Below are 20,718 nucleotides of genomic sequence, written 5' to 3'. Positions count from 1 at the left end.
TTGGCACAGTTTCTTCCTCCTAATCAATCATGATTTTACAAACCTTGGTTACAATAAGAAAAGAAGAGGGTCTGTAAGAAATGTAAAGACACTCTTTTTTACGCAAAATTTCTATATGCATATAGAATAAGTGAATTCATCATATGTACAAATGTGATCATCAGTAAATCCAAGTTTCTTGTAAAATGTTTGACCTGAATGATTTTCGGGGTGTACTGTTAAGCGAATGCGGTGACAAGATGGATGATTCGTTTGTAGGTGCTTTATTAATTCTTTTATTGCAGCGGCTCCAAGTCCTTTTCTTTGAAACTTTTTATCAATAAAAAAATGAAAAAGCCAAAAGTCATTAATTCTAGTTCTATATACAGTACATGCAAATTATTAAGAAAGATAACTTGAGAAAATTCAGAAAATACAAAATGTTAAGAAATATATATTCGTAACGTCATTTTGCTCTGTTATACTTGTGTTGTTACTATTAATCATACATAGGGGGAATGAAATTGAAAAAGAAGTTTGTCGTTCCAATGATTCTATCAGCTTCACTACTGGCAACACCGTTTGCATCTTCATCGGTAAGCGCTGTGACACAGGAAGAGGGAGCGCCTGTGCATTCTGTAAATTATAAACCTGGAAAATCAAAGGCGGTATTTGTGACAGGGCTAAAATCTAAAAAGCAAAAAGAAAAAAATGCTTCAAATGCCCTTACATATTTGCATGAAAATAAAGATAAATTCAAAATGAATAATCCAAAGGGAAACCTGAAAGAAAAGAAAGTCGAAACGGACAAGCTGGGAATGACACACGTACGTCTTCAACAGTCAAAAAACGGTGTACCTGTTGAGGGAGCAGAGGTGATTGTCCATTATGATAAAGAAGGAAGCATTCAGAGCGTAACCGGCTATTATAATAATGATATTGATTCGATTTCTCTTGATACAAACGTCGCTATTACGAAAGAAGAAGCTCTTAAAATTGGAAAAAACGCAGTGGCAGCTCCAGAAGTACTTGAATATGACCCAAAAGTAGAGCTTGTTATCTATCCTTTTCATGATACACAATATACGGCTTACAAAGTAAATGTGAATTTTCTTGGTGAAGACCCGGGTAATTGGTTTGTGTATGTTGATGCAAATACAGGAAAGGTTATTGATCAATTTAATGGGTTAATGCATGCTGATGAACTAAAGGCTTCTAAGGGAGCAGGAATTGGTGTGAAGGGAGCGCATAGAAACCTACATATTTCTCACAGCAATACAGTAAAAGGAAATGGAACGACATTTTATTTAAAAGATATATCTCATCCAGAGCTTGATGGAATTTCAACCTATGATTTTAAAAATCAATGGAGGTCAAGCGAAGTGAAGCTTCCAGGCGACTTATTTGCAGGTAGAAATGCGTCATGGAAGAGTGAATACGATAAGCCAGCAGTTGACGCTCATTACAATTCTGAAAAAGTCTATCATTATTATAAGGATGAGCACGGACGAAACTCTATTGATGGAAATGGGATGGAAATTAAATCAACTGTTCATTACGGCGTAGACTATAACAATGCCTTTTGGAACGGTTATCAGATGACATATGGTGATGGTGATGGGAAATTTTTCATACCGCTTTCTGCTTCTCTTGATGTTGCAGCGCATGAGATGACACATGGCGTGACTACAAACTCCGCAGGCTTGTTGTATCGCAATGAATCAGGCGCGTTAAACGAAGCATTCTCAGATATCTTCGGTGCACTTGTTGATGAAGATGATTGGGAAGTAGGAGAGGATGCAATGGCTCCCGATGCGATTAAAGATGGCAGAACTTCTCTTAGAAGTTTAAGCCAGCCGGATAAATATCCAGTTAAGGATGCTTATATCCCTTATGGTAACGGTAAAGGTATGTATCCAAAACATATGGATGAATTTTATAGATTACCAATTGAACTTGACAACGGCGGTGTTCATATTAATTCATCAATTATTAACCATGCTGCTTATTTAACTGGTGAACAGATTGGAAAGAAAAAGCTTGGTAAAATTTATTATAGAGCTTTAACAACGTATCTTACACCAAATTCAAACTTTAAAGATGCTCGTAAAGCACTGATTCAATCGTCGGTTGATATCTATGGACAGGGAAGTGCAGAAGCAATGGCAACAGAAGATGGATTAAATAAAGTAGGAATTACTGAATAGAAGGTAATTTACGAGTCGAAAAAGACCCCCGATTTCTCGTGGAAATCGGGGGTCTTTTAGGTGGGAATTTCAAATTAAAAAAGTAGAGATAGTAATCACACAGATATCCTTATTTCTCCTTATGTTGGTTTGATATCTATAGTAAAGTAAAGATTCTATAATTTTCAGCAATAGTAGTATTTGAGGTTGAGTTGGCGGTGTATCATATTCACTCTAATAACAGGAGTAAACTCAATGAATCTAGAATACTATAATGTTATGAATAAGGAGGAAAAGTATGTTATTTCAAAAAGGGAAATTGTCGATTAGATATGTTGTAGAAGATGATGTAACTACCATTTCAAAATGGTTAACAAACCCAGCAGTTTTACAGTATTACGAAGGCAGAGATAATCCGCAATCCCCAGAAAAAGTACGTATGAATTTTATTCATAATGCAAAGAGTGATGAGAAAAGGTGTCTAGTAGAATACGCTGGAGAACAAATTGGTTACGTGCAAATGTACCCGCTGGATTCAGAGTGGAAAGAGCTGTATGGATATAAAGAAGAGCAAAATGTATGGGGCATGGATCAATTCATTGGGGAACCAAGATTTTGGAACAAGGGGATTGGTTCAGAGCTCGTGCAAACTGCGGTTACATATATGATCAACGAATTAGGGGCAGAAGCAATTGCGATGGATCCAAAAGTAAGTAATGAACGGGCGATTCGATGTTATGAAAAATGTGGATTTCGTAAGATAAAAATATTAAAAAAGCATGAGCTTCATGAAGGGAAATTAGAAGATTGCTGGATGATGGAGTATAAAAAATAAGGTGTAGGGGCGATGTATGATGAAAAAAGCATTGTTGGTAATAGATGTGCAAGAAGGGATGTATACAGCAGGAGGACCAGTATACAAGGGGCAGGAGTTATTAGAAACGTTGCAAGAGTTAATTCAAAAATGTCGCTCGCATGAGATTCCAGTTATTTACGTACAGCATAACGGACCAAAAGGTCATCCGTTAGAAAAAGGAACTTCAGAATGGAATGTGCATCCTGCGATTGAACCGAAAGACGGTGACATTAGGATTGAAAAAGAAACACCGGATTCTTTTTATAAAACAGAGCTTCGTAAAACATTACAGAATATGAATGTTGAACATGTAATCATTGCAGGAATGCAAACAGAATACTGCGTGGATACAACAACGCGTAGCGCTTTTCGTGAAGGATACAAAGTAACTTTGGTCCATGATGCACATAGTACGTTTGATTCGGAGCAATTAAGTGCAGAAGCAATTGTTAAGCATCATAATGCAGTACTGGGTGCATTTGCTGATGTTGTGGATTTCAAAAATATAAAGATAGAAGTATAAGATCGAATGGAAAGGAAATAGTGGCAACAGGTGGTGAAGTGTTTCTATAATCTGTTATGGAACAATTGTACAGAGATAATAAAGTTGTTTAATAAACATTATTGTTAATTTAAAGTAAAGTTCGATCATTTATAATAGATTGATGATTTGAAAAAAGTTTGATAAAAAATCCATTTTGTAGGGTATTTCTGTGTTCAACAATCGGGCCATTTAATGGAACACGACATTTATTGGTAACTTGAAAATTTGGAGGCGGAACTATGGTTTATTTATATAATGTGAGAAAGGCTGTGAAGTTATTTGACTGATTATAATGCAATGCTATTTGATTTGGATGATACCTTACTTAATAGGGATAACGCAGTAGATAAATTGTTTTTAATTATTTTAGGGAAGTGTTATGGGGATATTAAACATTCAGTCAAAAACGAAATGTTGCAGAAGTTTAGGGAATATGACAAAAGAAGCTATGGAGATAGTGACAAAGTAAAAGTTTTGGAATCATTTTTTGATGAATTTCCACCAAAATATAGATTGCCAAGCAATGACATTCAGGATTTTTGGAATAATAATTTTCCACATTGTTTTTCTATAGATCAAAATACTATTAATATCGTAAACACTATAAAGAAGCATGTTAAAGTTGCAATTATTACAAACGGTTCAACTCAGAGACAAAAAGCTAAAATAATGAACACTAATTTAAATAGTTGTTTTGATATAATAATTATTTCTGAAGAAGTGGGATTTAGTAAACCGGACAAACGCATATTTGAATTAGCATTAAATAAGCTTAATGTGCAACCGGAAACGGTATTATTCATTGGAGACGATTTAGAAAGGGATATTGGTGGTTGTCAAAATGCAAATATAAAGGGCATATGGTTCAATCCTCATATGATCAGGAATGATACTGAAATAAAACCATATGCCGAGATCAATTCTTTTGATAAATTACTAAGTTATTTTACATATTAAGCATTTTCGTTATTCTGCTAACGGGTGCTATTATGGAATAAAACTTAGATTTTCAAACGACTTGATTGTTATTTTTTCGTTTAGTGAAGTATTTTTTATCAAAAATTAAACAACTCTATTTTACCTCCGTCCTAATTTTAGGACGGGGGTATGCGTGTTTGAGGTTTTAAAATTTAATAACTTTATTGTCATTCTACAACAATACTACTGAAAGAATCATTAATGAAAAAGAAGGATGTCATGATATAGATCATGACATCCTTCTTTTTTTACTTTTTCTTATCTTTATCTAAAATATTTTGCTCTTCAGCAAATTCAGTTCCATAGGCGAACCGGCCATTCATGTTGATTCGATCACTTTTATGTCTTTCATGTGTATGAGAAAAACGATGCACAAATACTTCAGATAATGTAAAGACAAGGGCAGATAAAATGCTTCCCCATGCAATTTGCATAATATTATCTAACAAAATGTTACCGAAAATCCATACGCTTAAATAGGTTAACAAAAAGTCAGCCATAATAGCAGCGGAATTGCCAACGCGGTCCAAAAGGATTTTATCAACAAACATATAGGAAACGATTGTAACAAACAAGCTAAATGAAATTACATCAACAAATGTTGCATCGAAAAATAAATCAAGCCCGATAGCAAAAGCAATGATACACGATATAAATTTGATAAGCACAATAGTAAAATTGCTCAAGGTGCACACCTCCTGTTTTTACATAGTTTTGGTATAAAACGAGAAGTTCATACATTTCTTATGTATGTACATGGTTGTGAATAACGAGAAGCTTTAATCAGTGGGGAGTTCTTCATCGTTACACTGATTATGAGCTCATATAAATTAGGTTTTTATTGGCAGTTGATTCGCCCGCTAATTTCGTTATTTTTTCCGAATTTTGAGGTGGGGTCTTACTGCCTATTGATACGGGATAAAACTTTTTCATGTTCGATATCTTGTCAAAATATTAAAAAAATAAACAAAAAATGTTATAGTAAAATGAGAGCATATGACAATTTTAGGTAAGGGGGGGATCCAGATGTGGATTACTTCAGAAGTAGAAATTCCAGATGAACTATTTGATAATCTTGAGCAAGGAAGGCTTGTATTATTTGTCGGAGCAGGAGTTTCTATGAAAGGGAAATCAAACTTACCAAATTTCGATGATTTAGTGGATGAAATTGCGGAAGCTTTATATGTTGAAAAGCGTGAAAATACAGAACCACATGATTATTATCTTGGGAAAGTTGCGAAGACGAAAGATGTACATCAAGTTGCACAAAATCTTGTTAATCTGAAAAATTCAAAACCGAATCCATTACATTATGCTATTCCGCGACTTTTTTCAAACGATATTGATGTTCGCATTGTGACTACAAATTTTGATCAACATTTTACAAGTGTAATTCGAGAAATGGATCGAGATATCAATATATATTATGCACCTGCACTTCCAACAGGTAGAGCATTTAAAGGGCTAGCATATATACACGGTAATATAGAACAAGAAAAAGACAATTTAATATTAACAGATGGTGATTTTGGAAGGGCTTACTTAACAGAAGGATGGGCGAGACGATTTTTAGTCGATTTATTTTCAAATTATACAGTGTTATTCGTCGGATATAGTCATAATGATCCTGTTATGAAATATTTAGCGACAGGTTTACCGCCGAGTACGAGACGTTATGCATTTGTTGCACAAGGAGATAATACATATCATTGGGAGCATTTAGGAGTAAGGCCTATTGTCTATCCAAATAAAGCAAACAATCACCAAGCGCTTGTGCAAGCTGTGAAGCGCTGGGCTGAATTAATGGGAGATAATTATATTACAAAAAGAATGCGGATTCGCGATATCGTGACAGTTCCGCCTTCAGTTGAACAAGAGCAATTATCATATATAAAGCAATCCGTAAAAAAAATTGAAACACTCCGGTATTTTATAGAGTTTGCTAGGGATTATGAGTGGGTAGAATGGCTAGAGGCAGAAGGGAAACTTCAAAATTTATTTTTACTTTCTGCAATTTATACCGAAGAAGATGAATTGCTAGCTGAGTGGCTCGTCAAACAATTTCTTTTTAGCCACCAAAAAGAATTATTTCAGCTGATTTATAAAAACCATTCAAAAATTTCTCCTTTGTTATGGCGAACGATTTGCGCATATTTAAACGAAACAAAAGAGCCAATTGAACCACTCTTATTCGCAAAATGGACACTGCTTTTATTAGAAACAGCAGAAAAAAATAGCAGCTCTATAGAATTGGTTTCACATTTGTTACATAAATGCTCTTTTCCTGAACATAAAGAGATTTTTATTTTATTATTGGCATTTATTTTGGACGGGAAAATTAAATTAAAGCGTGTTAGAAAATGGGAACACGATATGCAGGATTCGATTGAATTAGAGGAAACAAGTCGTTTGCCAGTTCCGGTATTTTCATTTGTACAACGAATTTGGGATGAAAGAATGAAACCATACATCGCGTATTTTGCCGCCCCGATTATGGTTATGGGATTAGAAAAGATGCAGATGTTATTTTTAAGACAGGCCGCGCTGGAGAAAAAGGACGGTGTTCCATATAATACAGTTGAATTTTCAGAACATGATTTACAGCCAAAAGACTTTACATTTTTAATTCGGGTTGTAAAAGAGTGCCTCACCTATTTATGTGAAAATGATAAGAGTAAAGCTAACTACTATATTGCCCAAATGATTGAAACTGATAGTATATTGCAAAACCGAATTGCGATAGCGGCAATGAGTGAAAATTCTTTTGTAACGGACGATGAAAAGGTCAAATGGTTAGTGGAGAAAAAGTTGCTTTTACATGTTACATATAGGCATGAAGTATTTGCATTTTTAAAGAGCCATTATTCATTTGCTTCGGAACAAAGTAAGCAAGAGGTATTACAAAAGGTTATGAAACATGTTGTGAATGAGAGGGCTTTTGATGCTTGTCTTGTTATGGATTTACTCTATACGTGTGATCCAGATAGTAGTTGTACAGCAGAGGCATATAAAAAAATGAAACAAAAACATCCTCACTTCTCTCCAAAACGTTACGGTGAAAAACAAGTAGAAGATGCTGTACAAAGTATTACATGTAATGTAACAGCTGATGGATTATTGCAGTTGAAAGATGATGAAATGATGAAGCAAGTGAGAATTTTTTCGCATGACGGTATTTTTGAACAACGTCATTTTTTAGAAATGTTATCAAAAGCGTGTAAATTAAATACAGAGTGGAGCATTTCACTTGCGTACCAACTTGCAGGAGAAAGTAAAGTAAGTAATGAAGTATGGTTTGTTTGTATTAGGGCATGGAAGAACAATCGCAAGCTTACAAATCAACAAATACAAAAAATCATTCCACTCTTGCAACAATTTGTTAGAAATCCATCTTTTCATTGGTTAATTAGTAGTTTTCTTTATGAAATTAGCAATCGATTAGAGGAATTTCAAGAAGATAGTATCCGTATTATGAAACGATTTGCGATTTCTATATTTCCTCAAGTAATGAAAAATGATTTGAATTTCAAGGTGGAGGAGCAAGACTTCTATAATGAGTCTATTCAACATCCTATTGGAAAGATGACGTCAGTATTATTAAAGTTACTCGCATATGATCATTTATACGATCGGAATATTCACGAATATTTGTTTTTATTTGAAGAACAATTACGAATATGTTCGCAGAATGCAAATTTTATGTTGGCACGGTTAACTGCAGATATAACATTTTTATATCATATTGAGAAGCAATGGTGTAGAAAAAATTTACTGTCGTATCTTGACTTGAAACAACAGGGGAAAGCAATCGAATATGTATGGGCTGGACTTTGCTATACACAAATCAATTTACCGTTATTTACAGAGATAAAGCGATATATTAAGTATGCAGCCCAGCATTTACATTTGTTGCATCCGCATACAAAAGAAGTATTCTTAAAGTGGCTTAGTTTTGTCTTTATTAAATGTGTATTATATTGGGAGCAGCGTGCAGAGTGGTTATATCCACTTTTTATACAGGAAACGGAAAATGATAAAATTAAGTTTATGGAACATTTATCGTATTATGTGAAAACATTAAGCATGAGAGAGCAACAAAAATTTTGGGAAGATTGGCTAGCTGGATTTTTAATAGAACGTCCAAAAATGAGTTCTATAACAGGTAGAGAGTATGTTATGTTTTTACGTTTTGTCTTATGTATGGATGAAATGGTAGAAAAGGGATTGCAAACAATTCTTACCCATTTCTTGCCACCATCAGAACATTACAATCAAGCAGAAATGAAACTGCTATTTGTGTCTATTTTAGAGAAGAAACAGAATATGAAGGGCCATGTAGAAATTTATGGAGAGTTGTTTTTTTCGTTATTACAACACCTCCATGAGGCAAATTCTTTTGAGCATGAAATCATCGAAATAAAGCAATTGTTAACAGAGCACAAATTGGAGAATAGCTTACTAGTCTCTATTCAAAATGAAATGATTCGGATTGGGCTTGTGATGGCAAATTTACAAGATGGATAATGAGAAAAGAGTGGAATTTTAAAAAATAAATAAAAAGTTATTGACAGTATTTGAAAAAGCATTCTATAATACGAATCATAACTTATTCAATTTCAAAAACATTTGGATAAACAAAGTGCAATGAAGGGATCACAGTAGTGAGGATCTTACTGTAACAGAGAGCTGATGGTTGGTGTGAATCAGTACAGGGATAATCATGAATTACAGTCCTGGAGCATCTTTTTCGGATTAAAGGGTGTATATTCTTTATGAAGGAAAGGCGGTCAATTGATCGTTAACAGTGAAGAGAGGTAGACGAAGTTAGTCTACAACTAGGGTGGTACCGCGATAAATATCGTCCCTACTGATTGGATCAGTAGGGACTTTTTGTATTTGGGTGGTCCGACTTGAAAATGAAATATAACATGCGGTGAAAGGAAAAGGAGTAGTAGTTGTTTCCCTGTAACAGAGAGCTGGTGGTTGGTGTGAACCAGTACAAAGACAAGTGCGAATTACAGTCCTGGAGCATCTTTTTCGTAGTAAAGATTTATTTTCTTTATGAAGGGAAAGACGGTCGAATGATCGTTAACAGTGAAGAGAGGTAGGCAAAATCAGTCTACAACTAGGGTGGTACCGCGATAAATATCGTCCCTACTGAGTAGATCAGTAGGGATTTTTTGTACACAGAAAAAGCGGTATCGATCTCATAATGAGATTTTATGAATTATCAATTCAGAAAATAGGGAATTTTTATTCTCTTGAAATAGTTTGAACATTAAAAGGAGGATTTTAAAATGGCAAATCATGAGTTAGAACAATTACGTAAACAGGTGGATAAAATCAATTTGCAGTTACTGGAACTTTTAAATGAGCGAGGTAAAATCGTTCAAAAGATTGGGGAACAAAAACAAGTGCAAGGTACGAAACGTTTTGACCCAGTCCGTGAGCGTGAAGTGCTTGATATGCTCGCAGAACACAATGAAGGTCCTTTCGAAACTTCAACAATTCAACACATTTTCAAAACAATTTTCAAAGCGAGCTTAGAGCTGCAAGAAGATGACAACCGTAAAGCATTACTTGTTTCTCGTAAAAAGAAACAAGAAAATACAATTGTTAATGTAAAAGGTGAATTAATTGGGAATGGAACACAAACGTTCATTATGGGACCTTGTGCTGTAGAGAGTTTAGAGCAAGTTCGCCTAGTAGGGCAAGCAATGAAACAGCAAGGACTAAAATTAATGCGCGGCGGTGCTTTCAAACCGAGAACATCACCATACGATTTCCAAGGGTTAGGTGTAGAAGGTCTGCAAATTTTACGACAAGTAGCTAATGAATTTGATTTAGCGATTATTAGTGAAATTTTAAATCCGAACGATGTGGAAATGGCCCTTGATTACGTTGATGTTATTCAAGTTGGAGCACGTAATATGCAAAACTTCGATTTATTAAGAGCTGTAGGGAAAGTGAACAAACCAGTGTTATTAAAACGTGGTTTAGCAGCAACAATTGACGAGTTCATCAATGCAGCTGAATACATTATTGCGCAAGGAAATGATCAAATTATACTATGTGAGCGCGGTATCCGCACATACGAAAGAGCAACGCGTAATACGTTAGATATTTCAGCAGTACCAATTTTAAAGAAAGAAACACATTTACCAGTCGTTGTTGATGTAACACATTCAACAGGACGTAGAGATTTATTATTACCGACTGCAAAAGCAGCATTAGCAATTGGTGCAGATGCAGTTATGGCAGAAGTTCATCCAGACCCAGCAGTTGCACTATCTGATTCAGCGCAGCAAATGGATATTCCAGAATTCCATAAATTCATGGAAGAGTTAAAAGGATTCAAAAATAAATTATCTTAATTTCATATTGAATATGCGTTGAAAGGGAAACAGTAGTGCTTATCTCCCTGTTTATAGAGAGCTGATGGTTGGTGTGAATCAGCACAAAGATAAGCATGAATTACAGCCCTGGAGCATCTTTTTCGTAGTAAAGGTTATACTCTTTATGAAGGAAAAGACGGTCTCATAGATCGTTAAAAATGATAAGAGGTAGACAAATATAGTCTACAATTAGGGTGGTACCGCGATAAATATCGTCCCTACTGAGCGCTCAGTAGGGACTTTTTTGTACAAAAAAATAATAAAGGGGTAAGAGAAATGAGATACATTACAGCCGGAGAATCACATGGTCCGCAGTTAACTGTTATTTTAGAAGGTGTACCTGCAGGGTTATCATTACAGGCAGAACATATAAATAAGGAATTATTAAGAAGACAAAAAGGGCATGGCCGCGGAAGACGGATGCAAATTGAAACAGACACAGTAGAAATCGTAAGTGGTGTGCGCCATGGGATCACGCTCGGTTCACCCATTACATTAATCGTAAAAAATGATGATTTCAAACATTGGACGAAAGTAATGGGAGCTGAACCAATTTCAGAACAAGAAAGTAAAGAAATGAAAAGAACGATTACAAAACCACGTCCAGGGCATGCAGATTTAAATGGTGCGATTAAATATGGACACCGTGATATACGAAATGTTTTAGAACGTTCTTCTGCAAGAGAAACAACTGTAAGAGTAGCAGCTGGTGCAGTAGCGAAACAAATTTTAAACGAATTAGGTGTACAAATTGCCGGGCATGTTCTTGAAATTGGCGGAGTACAAGCGAATCGTATAGAGCAATTACCGATAGAAGAAATCCAAACTATTACGGAGCATTCACCTGTTCGTTGTTTAGATAAAGAAGCAGAACAAAAAATGATGGATGCGATTGATACTGCGAAAAGCAGCGGAGATTCAATTGGCGGAATTGTGGAAGTAATTGCGGAAGGAATGCCAATTGGCGTTGGTAGTTACGTTCATTACGATCGTAAACTAGATGCAAAGCTTGCAGGAGCGATCATGAGCATTAATGCTTTTAAAGGCGCTGAAATTGGTGTTGGATTTGAAGCAGCAAGAAAGCCAGGGAGTTTAGTACATGATGAAATTCTTTGGGATGAAGAAAAAGGTTATACAAGAAAAACAAATAACGCAGGTGGATTAGAGGGCGGAATGACAACAGGTATGCCGATTGTAGTACGAGGTGTTATGAAACCAATCCCTACATTATATAAGCCACTTGCAAGTGTAGATATTGATACGAAAGAAGCATTTCAAGCAAGTATTGAACGCTCAGATAGTTGCGCTGTTCCGGCAGCAAGTGTTGTAGCAGAAGCTGTTGTAGCGTGGGAGCTTGCGGATGCGTTAGTTGAACAATTCGGAAAAGATCGAATGGAATTAATTAAGCAAAATATTACGCAGCACAACAAATATGCAAAAGAATTTTAAAAAGGATGGATTATAGATGAAGGTAAAAGAACAATTATCATCATTACAGCCGTATAAGCCAGGTAAATCAGCACAGCAAATGAAAGAAGTTTATGGGGATCATTCATTCGTAAAATTAGCATCGAATGAAAACCCATTTGGATGTTCACCTCGTGTTATAGAAGGATTACAAAGCGTGTGGCAGGAACATGCTTTGTATCCTGATGGAGGAGCTGTAGAACTCCGAGAAACAATCGCAGCAAAACTACAAGTTCGAAAAGAACAAATCATGTGCGGAAGTGGACTTGACGAAGTCATTCAAATCATCAGCCGCGCCGTACTTTGCGCAGGCGAAAATATTGTAACAGCGCGAGAAACGTTCCCACAATATCGTCATCATGCGGTAATTGAAGGTTGCGAAGTGAAAGAAGTGCCACTGAATCAAGGTGTATACGATTTAGATGAAATAGCGAAGGCAATCGATGAGAAGACAAAGATTGTATGGATTTGTAATCCGAACAATCCGACAGGCACATATTTGAATGACCGAAAATTAAGTCAATTCACAAGTGAAGTAAATGATCAAACGCTAATCGTTATCGATGAAGCGTACTATGAATACGTAACAGCAAAAGATTTCCCAGAGACAGTATCGCTTCTAGAAAAACATAAAAACATTCTTATACTAAGAACGTTCTCAAAAGCATACGGATTAGCATCATTCCGCGTTGGGTATGCGATTGGACATGAAGCGTTAATCGAGAAATTAAATGTCGTACGTTTGCCGTTTAACGTATCTTCATTAGCACAAAAAGCAGCAACGATTGCTGTAAGTGATGAGTCATTTATTGAAAAAATCGTACGTGTTAATACAGAGGGGCTAAAACAATACGAAAGTTTTTGTATGGAAAATGAAATTCCATTCTATCCGTCGCAAACAAACTTCATCTTCTTGCCGGTAGAGGATGCTGGAGAAATTTATGAAGCTTGTGCGCATGCAGGGTTTATTATTCGTCCGTTTCCAAATGGTGTCCGTATTACAATCGGAACAAGGGAACAAAATGAAGGAGTGATTGCAGTGTTACAACAACACTTTGAAAATAAAAAACAGGAGTCTCGAGATGAGGCCAATGTGTAAAAAGGTAGTATTAATTGGAACAGGATTAATAGGCGGCTCTCTCGCATTAGCAATTAAGAAAGAGCACGATGTAACGATAACAGGTTATGATTTATTTAAAGAGCAAGTAGAGCGGGCGAAAGAATTACACGTAGTAGATGAAATAGCAATAGATTTACAGCGTGCATGTGAAGAGGCAAATTTAATTGTGTTTGCCTCTCCAGTTGAAGAAACGAAAAAGTTATTACACAAACTAGCGTCATTTCGCTTACGAGATGATGTAATAGTGACCGATGTTGGAAGTACAAAAGGAACCATTATGAATGAAGCGGAAGCTTTATTTTCAAAGAAAGTTTCTTTTATTGGCGGACATCCGATGGCAGGGTCTCATAAAACGGGTGTTGAAAGTGCAAAGGCGCATTTATTTGAAAATGCATTTTATATTTTAACACCGATGAATCATGTGCCAAATGATCAAGTGGAAGAGCTAAAAGTATGGTTAAAAGGAACAGGATCCCATTTTCTCGTCTTAAATACAGAAGAGCATGATTATGTAACAGGAATCGTTAGTCATTTTCCACATCTTATTGCGGCAGGTTTAGTAAAACAAGTCGAGAAACATGCAGGAGATAATCCGCTCATTCATCAACTAGCCGCCGGTGGATTTAAAGATATTACACGTATCGCATCTAGCAGCCCGAAAATGTGGAGTGACATTGTAAAGCAAAATCGTGAGCATTTAATGGTATTATTAAAAGAGTGGATCTCTGAAATGGAAGAGTTATATAAGACGGTTTCTATAGGAGATGCAGATGAAATACAAAACTACTTTGCAGATGCGAAAGAATATCGCGATTCTTTACCAGTGAGAAAAAGAGGAGCTATTCCTGCCTATCACGACTTATACGTCGATGTTTTAGATAAAGTAGGGGCATTAGCTCATATTACGAGTATTCTGGCGCTCGAAGAAATTAGTATTACGAACTTGCAAATATTAGAAGCGCGTGAAGGATTGCTTGGGGTATTACGCATTAGCTTTCAAAGAGAAGAAGATCGTATGAAAGCAAAGTTAGCGCTTGGAAAAGAAGAATACCAAACGTATGAAACAATTTAAATGAGAAGGTGAAAACGTGAAAGAAAGAACAATACAACCTGTTAATAATGGATTGAATGGCACGATTACAATTCCTGGTGATAAATCTATTTCACACCGTGCTATTATGTTCGGAGCAATTGCAGAGGGGAAAACAACAATTAAAGGCTTTCTTCCGGGTGCAGATTGTTTAAGTACGATTTCTTGTTTTAAAGAAATGGGCGTAGACATTACGCAAAACGGTGATGAAGTGATTGTAAGTGGAAAAGGAATTGAAGGTTTACAAGAACCGAAAGCTGTATTAGATGTTGGAAATTCTGGAACTACGATTCGTTTAATGTCAGGAATATTGGCAAACACGCCGTTCTTTTCTTGCGTACAAGGTGATGCTTCTATCGCAAAAAGACCGATGAAACGTGTAACAGATCCATTAAAGCAAATGGGAGCAAACATCGATGGCCGAGAAGGCGGGACGTACACACCGCTTACAATACGAGGCGGAGATTTAAAAGCAATCCAATACACTTCCCCAGTTGCAAGTGCACAAGTAAAGTCCGCTGTTTTACTTGCAGGCCTTCGCGCAGAAGGTGTAACAGCTGTTACAGAACCACATATTTCTCGTGACCATACAGAAAGAATGCTTGAGGCGTTTGGTGTTACAGTAACTCGTGAAGGGAAAACTGTAAAACTAGAAGGTGGCCAAAAGCTAATTGGAACAGACGTTCAAGTGCCAGGTGACGTATCATCAGCTGCATTTTTCTTAGTTGCAGGTGCGATTATTCCAAACAGTAAATTAGTATTACAAAATGTAGGAATGAATCCGACTCGTACGGGTATTATCGATGTTTTAGAGAGAATGGGAGCTACGTTCACTGTAGAACCAATTAATGAAGGAGCATCAGAACCAGCAGCAAACATTACGATTGAAACATCTTCACTAAAAGGAATCGAAATTGGTGGGGATATGATTCCAAGGTTAATCGATGAAATTCCAATTATCGCATTAGCGGCAACGCAAGCTGAGGGAATTACGGTTATTAAAGATGCACATGAGCTAAAAGTGAAAGAAACGAACCGTATCGACACAGTTGTTGCTGAACTAACGAAACTAGGAGCTCGTATTGAAGCAACAGAAGACGGAATGATTATTTACGGTAAATCAGCTTTAACAGGCAATGAAGTACATAGTTACGGTGATCATCGCATCGGCATGATGCTTGCGATTGCTGGCTGTATAGCTGAAGGGAAAACAACGATTCAAGATGCAGAAGCAGTAGGTGTATCGTATCCTACGTTTTTTGAAGAACTTCAAAAGTTAGCGAAATAACTGGACAATTGATGAAACATTCAACTTAGAAAGGAGGAATATTTGTGATAGTAGAAATCGTAAAGAATCAACAACAATTAGAAGATGCTTACGCTATTCGACAAAAGGTTTTTATAGAAGAACAACAAGTCGATGTAGAAGAAGAAATTGATGAACATGACAAAACCGCTACCCATTTTGTGTTGTACGATAATAGTAAGCCAATTGGAGCTGGACGTTTTCGTATTGTAGATGGCGTTGGTAAAGTTGAGCGAATTTGTGTATTGGCAACTGATCGTAAAGCGGGTTCTGGAAAATTAATTATGAATGAAATTGAGAAGTTTGCACAAAGTCAGGGCATTTCTAAAGTGAAATTGAATGCTCAAAAACATGTAATTGGTTTCTATGAAAACTTAGGGTACGAAAGTATTTCTGAAGAATTTATAGATGCAGGTATTCCTCATCGCACAATGATTAAAAATCTGTGAATGGAACGATAAAGCGGGGATTTTATTAATTTACTATAACTTTACTACGAGAAAAATCGCCTTACTATTATTTATAGTGGTAAATGTGCCTTTATAAGTCATATGAACTAACTAAAGCTTAATTTCTCCCTTACAATACCGAGAAATTAAGCTTTTTCATTTTAGGATTTCCTTAATTTTGTGAATCTACATTTTCCTGACGACAAGGATAAATAAAAGTAAGTACATATNNATATGTACTTACTTTTATTTTTTAGGATTTTTAACTTTTAGGTCTTGATAGAACGCGTTTTCTACATTTTTTTATTTCTCAATCATCGAATACAGGGTGTTTTCATTGACAAGATCTTTTTTCAACAACATAAAAACGTCTATAACAATCATGTTATAGACGTTTTTAATTAAGTAGCCGGAGATGGAAATCTAGCTCCTTCAAAACGTGTAATGCTGTTAAGTAAATCAATTGTACCGTCTATGCTTGATACGAAAAATACCTCAACAATATCGTTATTTTGTAATTGAGTAATAGTCGCAACAGATATGATATTTTTAATCTCGATATTTGCTCCAAAGAAGTCATTATCAGCAGCTACTTCATGGCCATTTACTTGAATGCTGATTCTTCCTCTATAAGCCTCATTGAAATTACTAGGAGAGAAAAGAACACTGGCAACGAATGAGTATACCCCTTTTGCGTCAGGAATGAACATAGAGGCAACTGAGTTGAATTCATTTGCTAAATCGAATTGTAGATTAGGATATAAAACTTTAACTGTAGTATTGGCAGGTATTTGCTGAAGTGTAGACATGTTGATGGCCCTAAATGCTGATGGTCTTGTCGAATCGCAATGATCTTCTCTAAGGTTTCTATTTCTTCTTTGTGAAAGGGACTCTCGATTTGCGCTTAATTGACTTAATTTATCATAGTAAGAACTCATAATTATTTAGTCTTCCCTTCTTTATTTATCCCGCAAACGTGCAGTAAAACTCTCATTTCAAAATGCAAAGGGAAATGGAATCAACTACCCGTAAAAGCCCAAGTGGTGAGGGGATTGCTTAAAGTGTCCCTTTATATGGTATACAAGGGACGTGTTAAAAGTGATTCGTAGGCATAGTTTTTTATTTTAGATCAAATTATTCATATATTTCATCGATATTTCTGGTTTTTGAGATAGGATTTTATCTATATAAGTACGAATGTAATAAAGGGGATAGGAGGAGATATTCATGAAAGTAGTTGAATTAGCAGAGCAACAATATAGAGAGGCGATTGCCTTATCTGAATATGCTTTTCAATATAAAGTGCCGGAAGATCAAATGGAACAGCGTCTTACTTTAATGAAGAAGCACCATCAACTATTTGGAATTTTAGAAGGAAATCAACTTGCAGCAAAACTGCATCTTCTTCCGTTAGAAATAAATATAGGTGATGCAATTTTTAAAATGGGCGGGATTGCAGGGGTAGCGACATACCCAGAGTATAGACGAAGTGGACATGTAAAAGAACTATTGAACCATGCGCTGGAAAAAATGAAACAAGACGGATTTAGTGTGTCCATGTTACATCCATTTGCAGTTTCATTTTACAGAAAATATGGATGGGAACTATTTGTCAATCGTTTCATCTGTTCAATGACGAAGAGCGATTTGGTCATGCAAAAGCATGTAAAAGGAAATATAAGACGCTTTAGCAAAGATAATCATCCAAATGAAATTGAAGTAATATATGAAACGTTTGCGAAACGTTTTGCTGGGATGCTGGTTCGTAGCCGTGAATGGTGGACGCAAGCAGTTTACCATGATTTAATTGCAGCGGTCTATTACAATGAAGAAAATGAAGCTACTGGTTATATGCTTTACAAAATAAATGATTCAAAAATGACAGTAGAAGAATTTGTACCGCTAAATAATGAAGCTAGAAAGGGACTTTGGAATTTTATTTGCCAACATGATTCTATGATAAAAGAGCTTAAGATGATACTAAGTGAAACAGAGCCATTACTGTATACTTTGCAAGAGCCTCGAGTTAAGGCTGAAATTACCCCTTATTTTATGGCACGTATTGTAGATGTGGAACAGTTTTTAAATCAATATTCATTCGTTTGGGATACGCAACAAAACGAAGTCATTTTACATATTTCAGACTCATTTGCACCATGGAATAATGTTTCGGTTCGATTACAGGATAAAGAAATAGTAATAATCGATAAGGAAGAAATAGAAAAACAAAGTAGTTGGGGACTTCATTTAAATATAAATGATTTATCGGCAATGTTATTTGGATATAAGCGTCCGTTAGAGTTATACGAAATGGAAACTCTTGTAGGAACTGAGGATGAAGTAAAAGAACTTGAACATTTGATTCCATTACATAGACCATTTCTTTATGACTTCTTTTAAATGTTTTTATCCCGCTATTTGCGGGTAGTAAGACCCCTACCTCAAAATTCAGCGAAAGCAAAGAAGTTAGGTGGAGGATCAACTGCTTGTAAAAGCCCGATTGGTGCGGGCTAATAATCAGTGGGGGATGAAGAACCCCCACCACGGATTAAAGTTTCACTTTATTTTTTGTTTCGAATAGAAAATTTCGGTTGTTGAAATAGAAAGATGATTAGATATACCTTTAGAGGACTAAGTATGTTATAGTAAGTGAAGTATGTATATAAAAGTATCGAAATTGGAGGAAACACATGATTACAGTTAGTAACGTAGGATTGCGCTTTGCAGACAGAAAATTATTTGATGATGTTAACATAAAATTCACACCAGGTAACTGTTACGGTTTAATCGGAGCAAACGGTGCTGGTAAATCGACATTTCTAAAGATCTTATCTGGAGAAATTGACCCGTCAACAGGCGATGTACATATTACGCCAGGTGAGCGTTTAGCAGTATTAAAACAGAACCACTTCGAATACGAAGAGTTTCCTGTATTAGAAACAGTTATTATGGGACATACACGTCTTTACAAAGTAATGCAAGAAAAGAATGCGATTTACATGAAAGAAGATTTCAGTGATGAAGACGGTATGCGCGCTGCAGAACTTGAAGGTGAGTTTGCTGAGCTTAACGGTTGGGAAGCTGAATCTGAAGCTGCAATCCTTTTAAAAGGATTAGGCATTGGAGAAGACCTTCATGATAAAAAATTGTCTGAGTTAACAGGGGCAGAGAAAGTAAAAGTATTACTTGCTCAAGCATTATTCGGTCAACCTGACATTCTATTATTAGATGAGCCTACCAACCATTTAGACTTAAAAGCAATTCAATGGTTAGAGAACTTCTTAATGAACTTTGAAAATACAGTTATCGTTGTATCTCATGACCGTCACTTCTTAAATAAAGTATGTACGCACATGGCCGATCTTGATTTCGGTAAAATTCAATTATATGTTGGTAACTATGACTTCTGGTATGAATCTAGCCAGTTAGCATTAAAACTAACACAAGATGCAAATAAGAAAAAAGAAGAGAAAGTAAAAGAGTTACAAAACTTCATCGCACGCTTTAGTTCAAACGCATCTAAAGCGAAGCAAGCGACTTCTCGTAAAAAATTATTAGATAAAATTACATTAGATGATATTAAACCATCATCACGCCGTTATCCATTCGTTGGCTTCACACCAGAGCGTGAAGTAGGAAATGACTTATTAACTGTAGAAGGTCTTTCAAAAACAATTGATGGGGAAAAAGTGTTAGATAATGTGTACTTCACATTAAATAAAGGTGATAAAGTTGCATTTATTGGACGTAACGATATTGCAATGACAACATTATTTAAAATTCTTATGGGTGAAATGGAGCCAGATAGCGGTTCATTTAAGTGGGGCGTTACAACATCTCAAGCTTACTTCCCAAGAGATAACTCTAAATACTTCGAGAACAGTGAATATAACTTAGTTGAATGGTTACGTCAATTCTCTCCACAAGATGAAACAGAAAGTTTCTTACGTGGATTCTTAGGTCGTATGCTATTCTCTGGTGAAGAAGTAAAGAAAAATGTTTCTGTATTGTCAGGTGGAGAAAAAGTTCGTTGTATGCTTTCTAAAATGATGTTAAGCGGTGCGAACGTATTAACACTTGATGATCCAACGAACCATTTAGACCTTGAGTCTATCACTGCATTAAACAATGGTTTAATTGCATTTAAAGGAACATTATTATTTACATCTCATGACCATCAGTTCATACAAACAATCGCAAACCGTATTATCGAAGTAACGCCAAACGGTGTAATTGATAAAGAAGCAACATACGATGAGTTCTTAGAAAATGAAGAACTACAAAAACAAATCGAAGCGATGTATAACAAAAAATAATCTACAAAATAAAAACCCTTANNTAAGGGTTT

The 20,718-nt window shown here is 35.8% G+C and carries 16 protein-coding genes and 3 other annotated features; of the genes, 13 read left to right on the top strand and 3 right to left on the bottom strand.

The window, feature by feature from the left end; translation table 11 throughout:
* Positions 1-111: 111 nt before the first annotated feature.
* A complete protein-coding gene (locus tag CN373_RS19735; protein ID WP_098360055.1) occupies positions 112-351 on the bottom strand; it encodes a GNAT family N-acetyltransferase in 240 nt (79 codons plus the stop codon).
* 146 nt (positions 352-497) lie between these two features.
* On the opposite strand from CN373_RS19735, the gene CN373_RS19730 reads away from it, so the two are divergent.
* The 4 genes from CN373_RS19730 (at position 498) to CN373_RS19715 (ending at position 4,522) form a co-directional block, all read left to right on the top strand.
* Positions 498-2,186, top strand: coding sequence for a M4 family metallopeptidase (locus CN373_RS19730; RefSeq protein ID WP_205753381.1), 1,689 nt, complete (start codon positions 498-500; stop codon positions 2,184-2,186).
* A gap of 277 nt (positions 2,187-2,463) precedes the next feature.
* Positions 2,464-3,000, top strand: coding sequence for a GNAT family N-acetyltransferase (locus CN373_RS19725; protein WP_098360004.1), 537 nt, complete (start codon positions 2,464-2,466; stop codon positions 2,998-3,000).
* A gap of 19 nt (positions 3,001-3,019) precedes the next feature.
* Positions 3,020-3,544 carry a cysteine hydrolase family protein gene (locus tag CN373_RS19720; protein WP_098360003.1) on the top strand — a complete coding sequence of 175 codons (525 nt, stop codon included), beginning with the start codon at positions 3,020-3,022 and terminating at the stop codon, positions 3,542-3,544.
* Positions 3,545-3,862: 318 nt separating this feature from the next.
* Positions 3,863-4,522, top strand: a complete 660-nt coding sequence (locus tag CN373_RS19715) for an HAD family hydrolase (protein ID WP_111901898.1) — start codon at positions 3,863-3,865, stop codon at positions 4,520-4,522.
* Positions 4,523-4,791: 269 nt separating this feature from the next.
* Here the strand turns inward: CN373_RS19715 and CN373_RS19710 are convergent, their stop codons facing one another.
* Entirely contained in the window at positions 4,792-5,229 is a 438-nt protein-coding gene (locus tag CN373_RS19710; RefSeq protein ID WP_098360001.1) for a YndM family protein, read from the bottom strand.
* Between the two features lie 310 nt (positions 5,230-5,539).
* Between CN373_RS19710 and CN373_RS19705 the strand changes: the two genes are divergently transcribed.
* The 7 genes from CN373_RS19705 to CN373_RS19675 all read left to right on the top strand — a co-directional run bounded on the left by CN373_RS19705 (position 5,540) and on the right by CN373_RS19675 (position 16,370).
* Positions 5,540-9,067, top strand: coding sequence for a DUF4020 domain-containing protein (locus CN373_RS19705; RefSeq protein WP_098360000.1), 3,528 nt, complete (start codon positions 5,540-5,542; stop codon positions 9,065-9,067).
* Between the two features lie 111 nt (positions 9,068-9,178).
* Positions 9,179-9,412, top strand: a binding site (T-box leader).
* 55 nt (positions 9,413-9,467) lie between these two features.
* Positions 9,468-9,702, top strand: a binding site (T-box leader).
* A gap of 138 nt (positions 9,703-9,840) precedes the next feature.
* Positions 9,841-10,917 (top strand): bifunctional 3-deoxy-7-phosphoheptulonate synthase/chorismate mutase, encoded by a 1,077-nt coding sequence (locus CN373_RS19700; RefSeq protein ID WP_098359999.1) that lies wholly within the window; start codon positions 9,841-9,843, stop codon positions 10,915-10,917.
* Between the two features lie 9 nt (positions 10,918-10,926).
* Positions 10,927-11,161: a binding site (T-box leader), on the top strand.
* 53 nt (positions 11,162-11,214) lie between these two features.
* The gene (gene aroC / locus CN373_RS19695) at positions 11,215-12,387 is read left to right on the top strand and encodes a chorismate synthase (protein WP_098359998.1); all 1,173 of its coding nucleotides are present in this window, start codon (positions 11,215-11,217) and stop codon (positions 12,385-12,387) included.
* Between the two features lie 16 nt (positions 12,388-12,403).
* Positions 12,404-13,504 carry a histidinol-phosphate transaminase gene (hisC, locus tag CN373_RS19690; protein ID WP_098359997.1) on the top strand — a complete coding sequence of 367 codons (1,101 nt, stop codon included), beginning with the start codon at positions 12,404-12,406 and terminating at the stop codon, positions 13,502-13,504.
* Entirely contained in the window at positions 13,497-14,597 is a 1,101-nt protein-coding gene (tyrA, locus tag CN373_RS19685) for a prephenate dehydrogenase (protein WP_098360054.1), read from the top strand. Before hisC ends, tyrA begins: the two co-directional genes overlap by 8 nt.
* Before the next feature lie 16 nt (positions 14,598-14,613).
* A complete protein-coding gene (gene aroA / locus CN373_RS19680; protein ID WP_098359996.1) occupies positions 14,614-15,903 on the top strand; it encodes a 3-phosphoshikimate 1-carboxyvinyltransferase in 1,290 nt (429 codons plus the stop codon).
* 44 nt (positions 15,904-15,947) lie between these two features.
* Complete coding sequence (locus CN373_RS19675; RefSeq protein WP_098359995.1) at positions 15,948-16,370, top strand: GNAT family N-acetyltransferase; 423 nt, start codon at positions 15,948-15,950, stop codon at positions 16,368-16,370.
* A gap of 401 nt (positions 16,371-16,771) precedes the next feature.
* Here CN373_RS19675 and CN373_RS19670 read toward each other — a convergent pair whose 3' ends face one another.
* Positions 16,772-17,308 carry a hypothetical protein gene (locus CN373_RS19670; protein WP_098359994.1) on the bottom strand — a complete coding sequence of 179 codons (537 nt, stop codon included), beginning with the start codon at positions 17,306-17,308 and terminating at the stop codon, positions 16,772-16,774.
* A gap of 289 nt (positions 17,309-17,597) precedes the next feature.
* Between CN373_RS19670 and CN373_RS19665 the strand changes: the two genes are divergently transcribed.
* On the top strand, positions 17,598-18,770 hold the full coding sequence (locus tag CN373_RS19665; RefSeq protein WP_098359993.1) for a GNAT family N-acetyltransferase: 1,173 nt from the start codon (positions 17,598-17,600) through the stop codon (positions 18,768-18,770).
* 290 nt (positions 18,771-19,060) lie between these two features.
* The gene (locus CN373_RS19655) at positions 19,061-20,686 is read left to right on the top strand and encodes an ABC-F family ATP-binding cassette domain-containing protein (RefSeq protein WP_098359992.1); all 1,626 of its coding nucleotides are present in this window, start codon (positions 19,061-19,063) and stop codon (positions 20,684-20,686) included.
* The last annotated feature ends 32 nt before the right edge of the window (positions 20,687-20,718 follow it).

Origin of the sequence: Bacillus cereus, assembly GCF_002561295.1 — a bacterium.
Lineage (GTDB): Bacteria > Bacillota > Bacilli > Bacillales > Bacillaceae_G > Bacillus_A > Bacillus_A cereus_S.
This window is presented reverse-complemented; position numbering and strand designations above follow the sequence as displayed.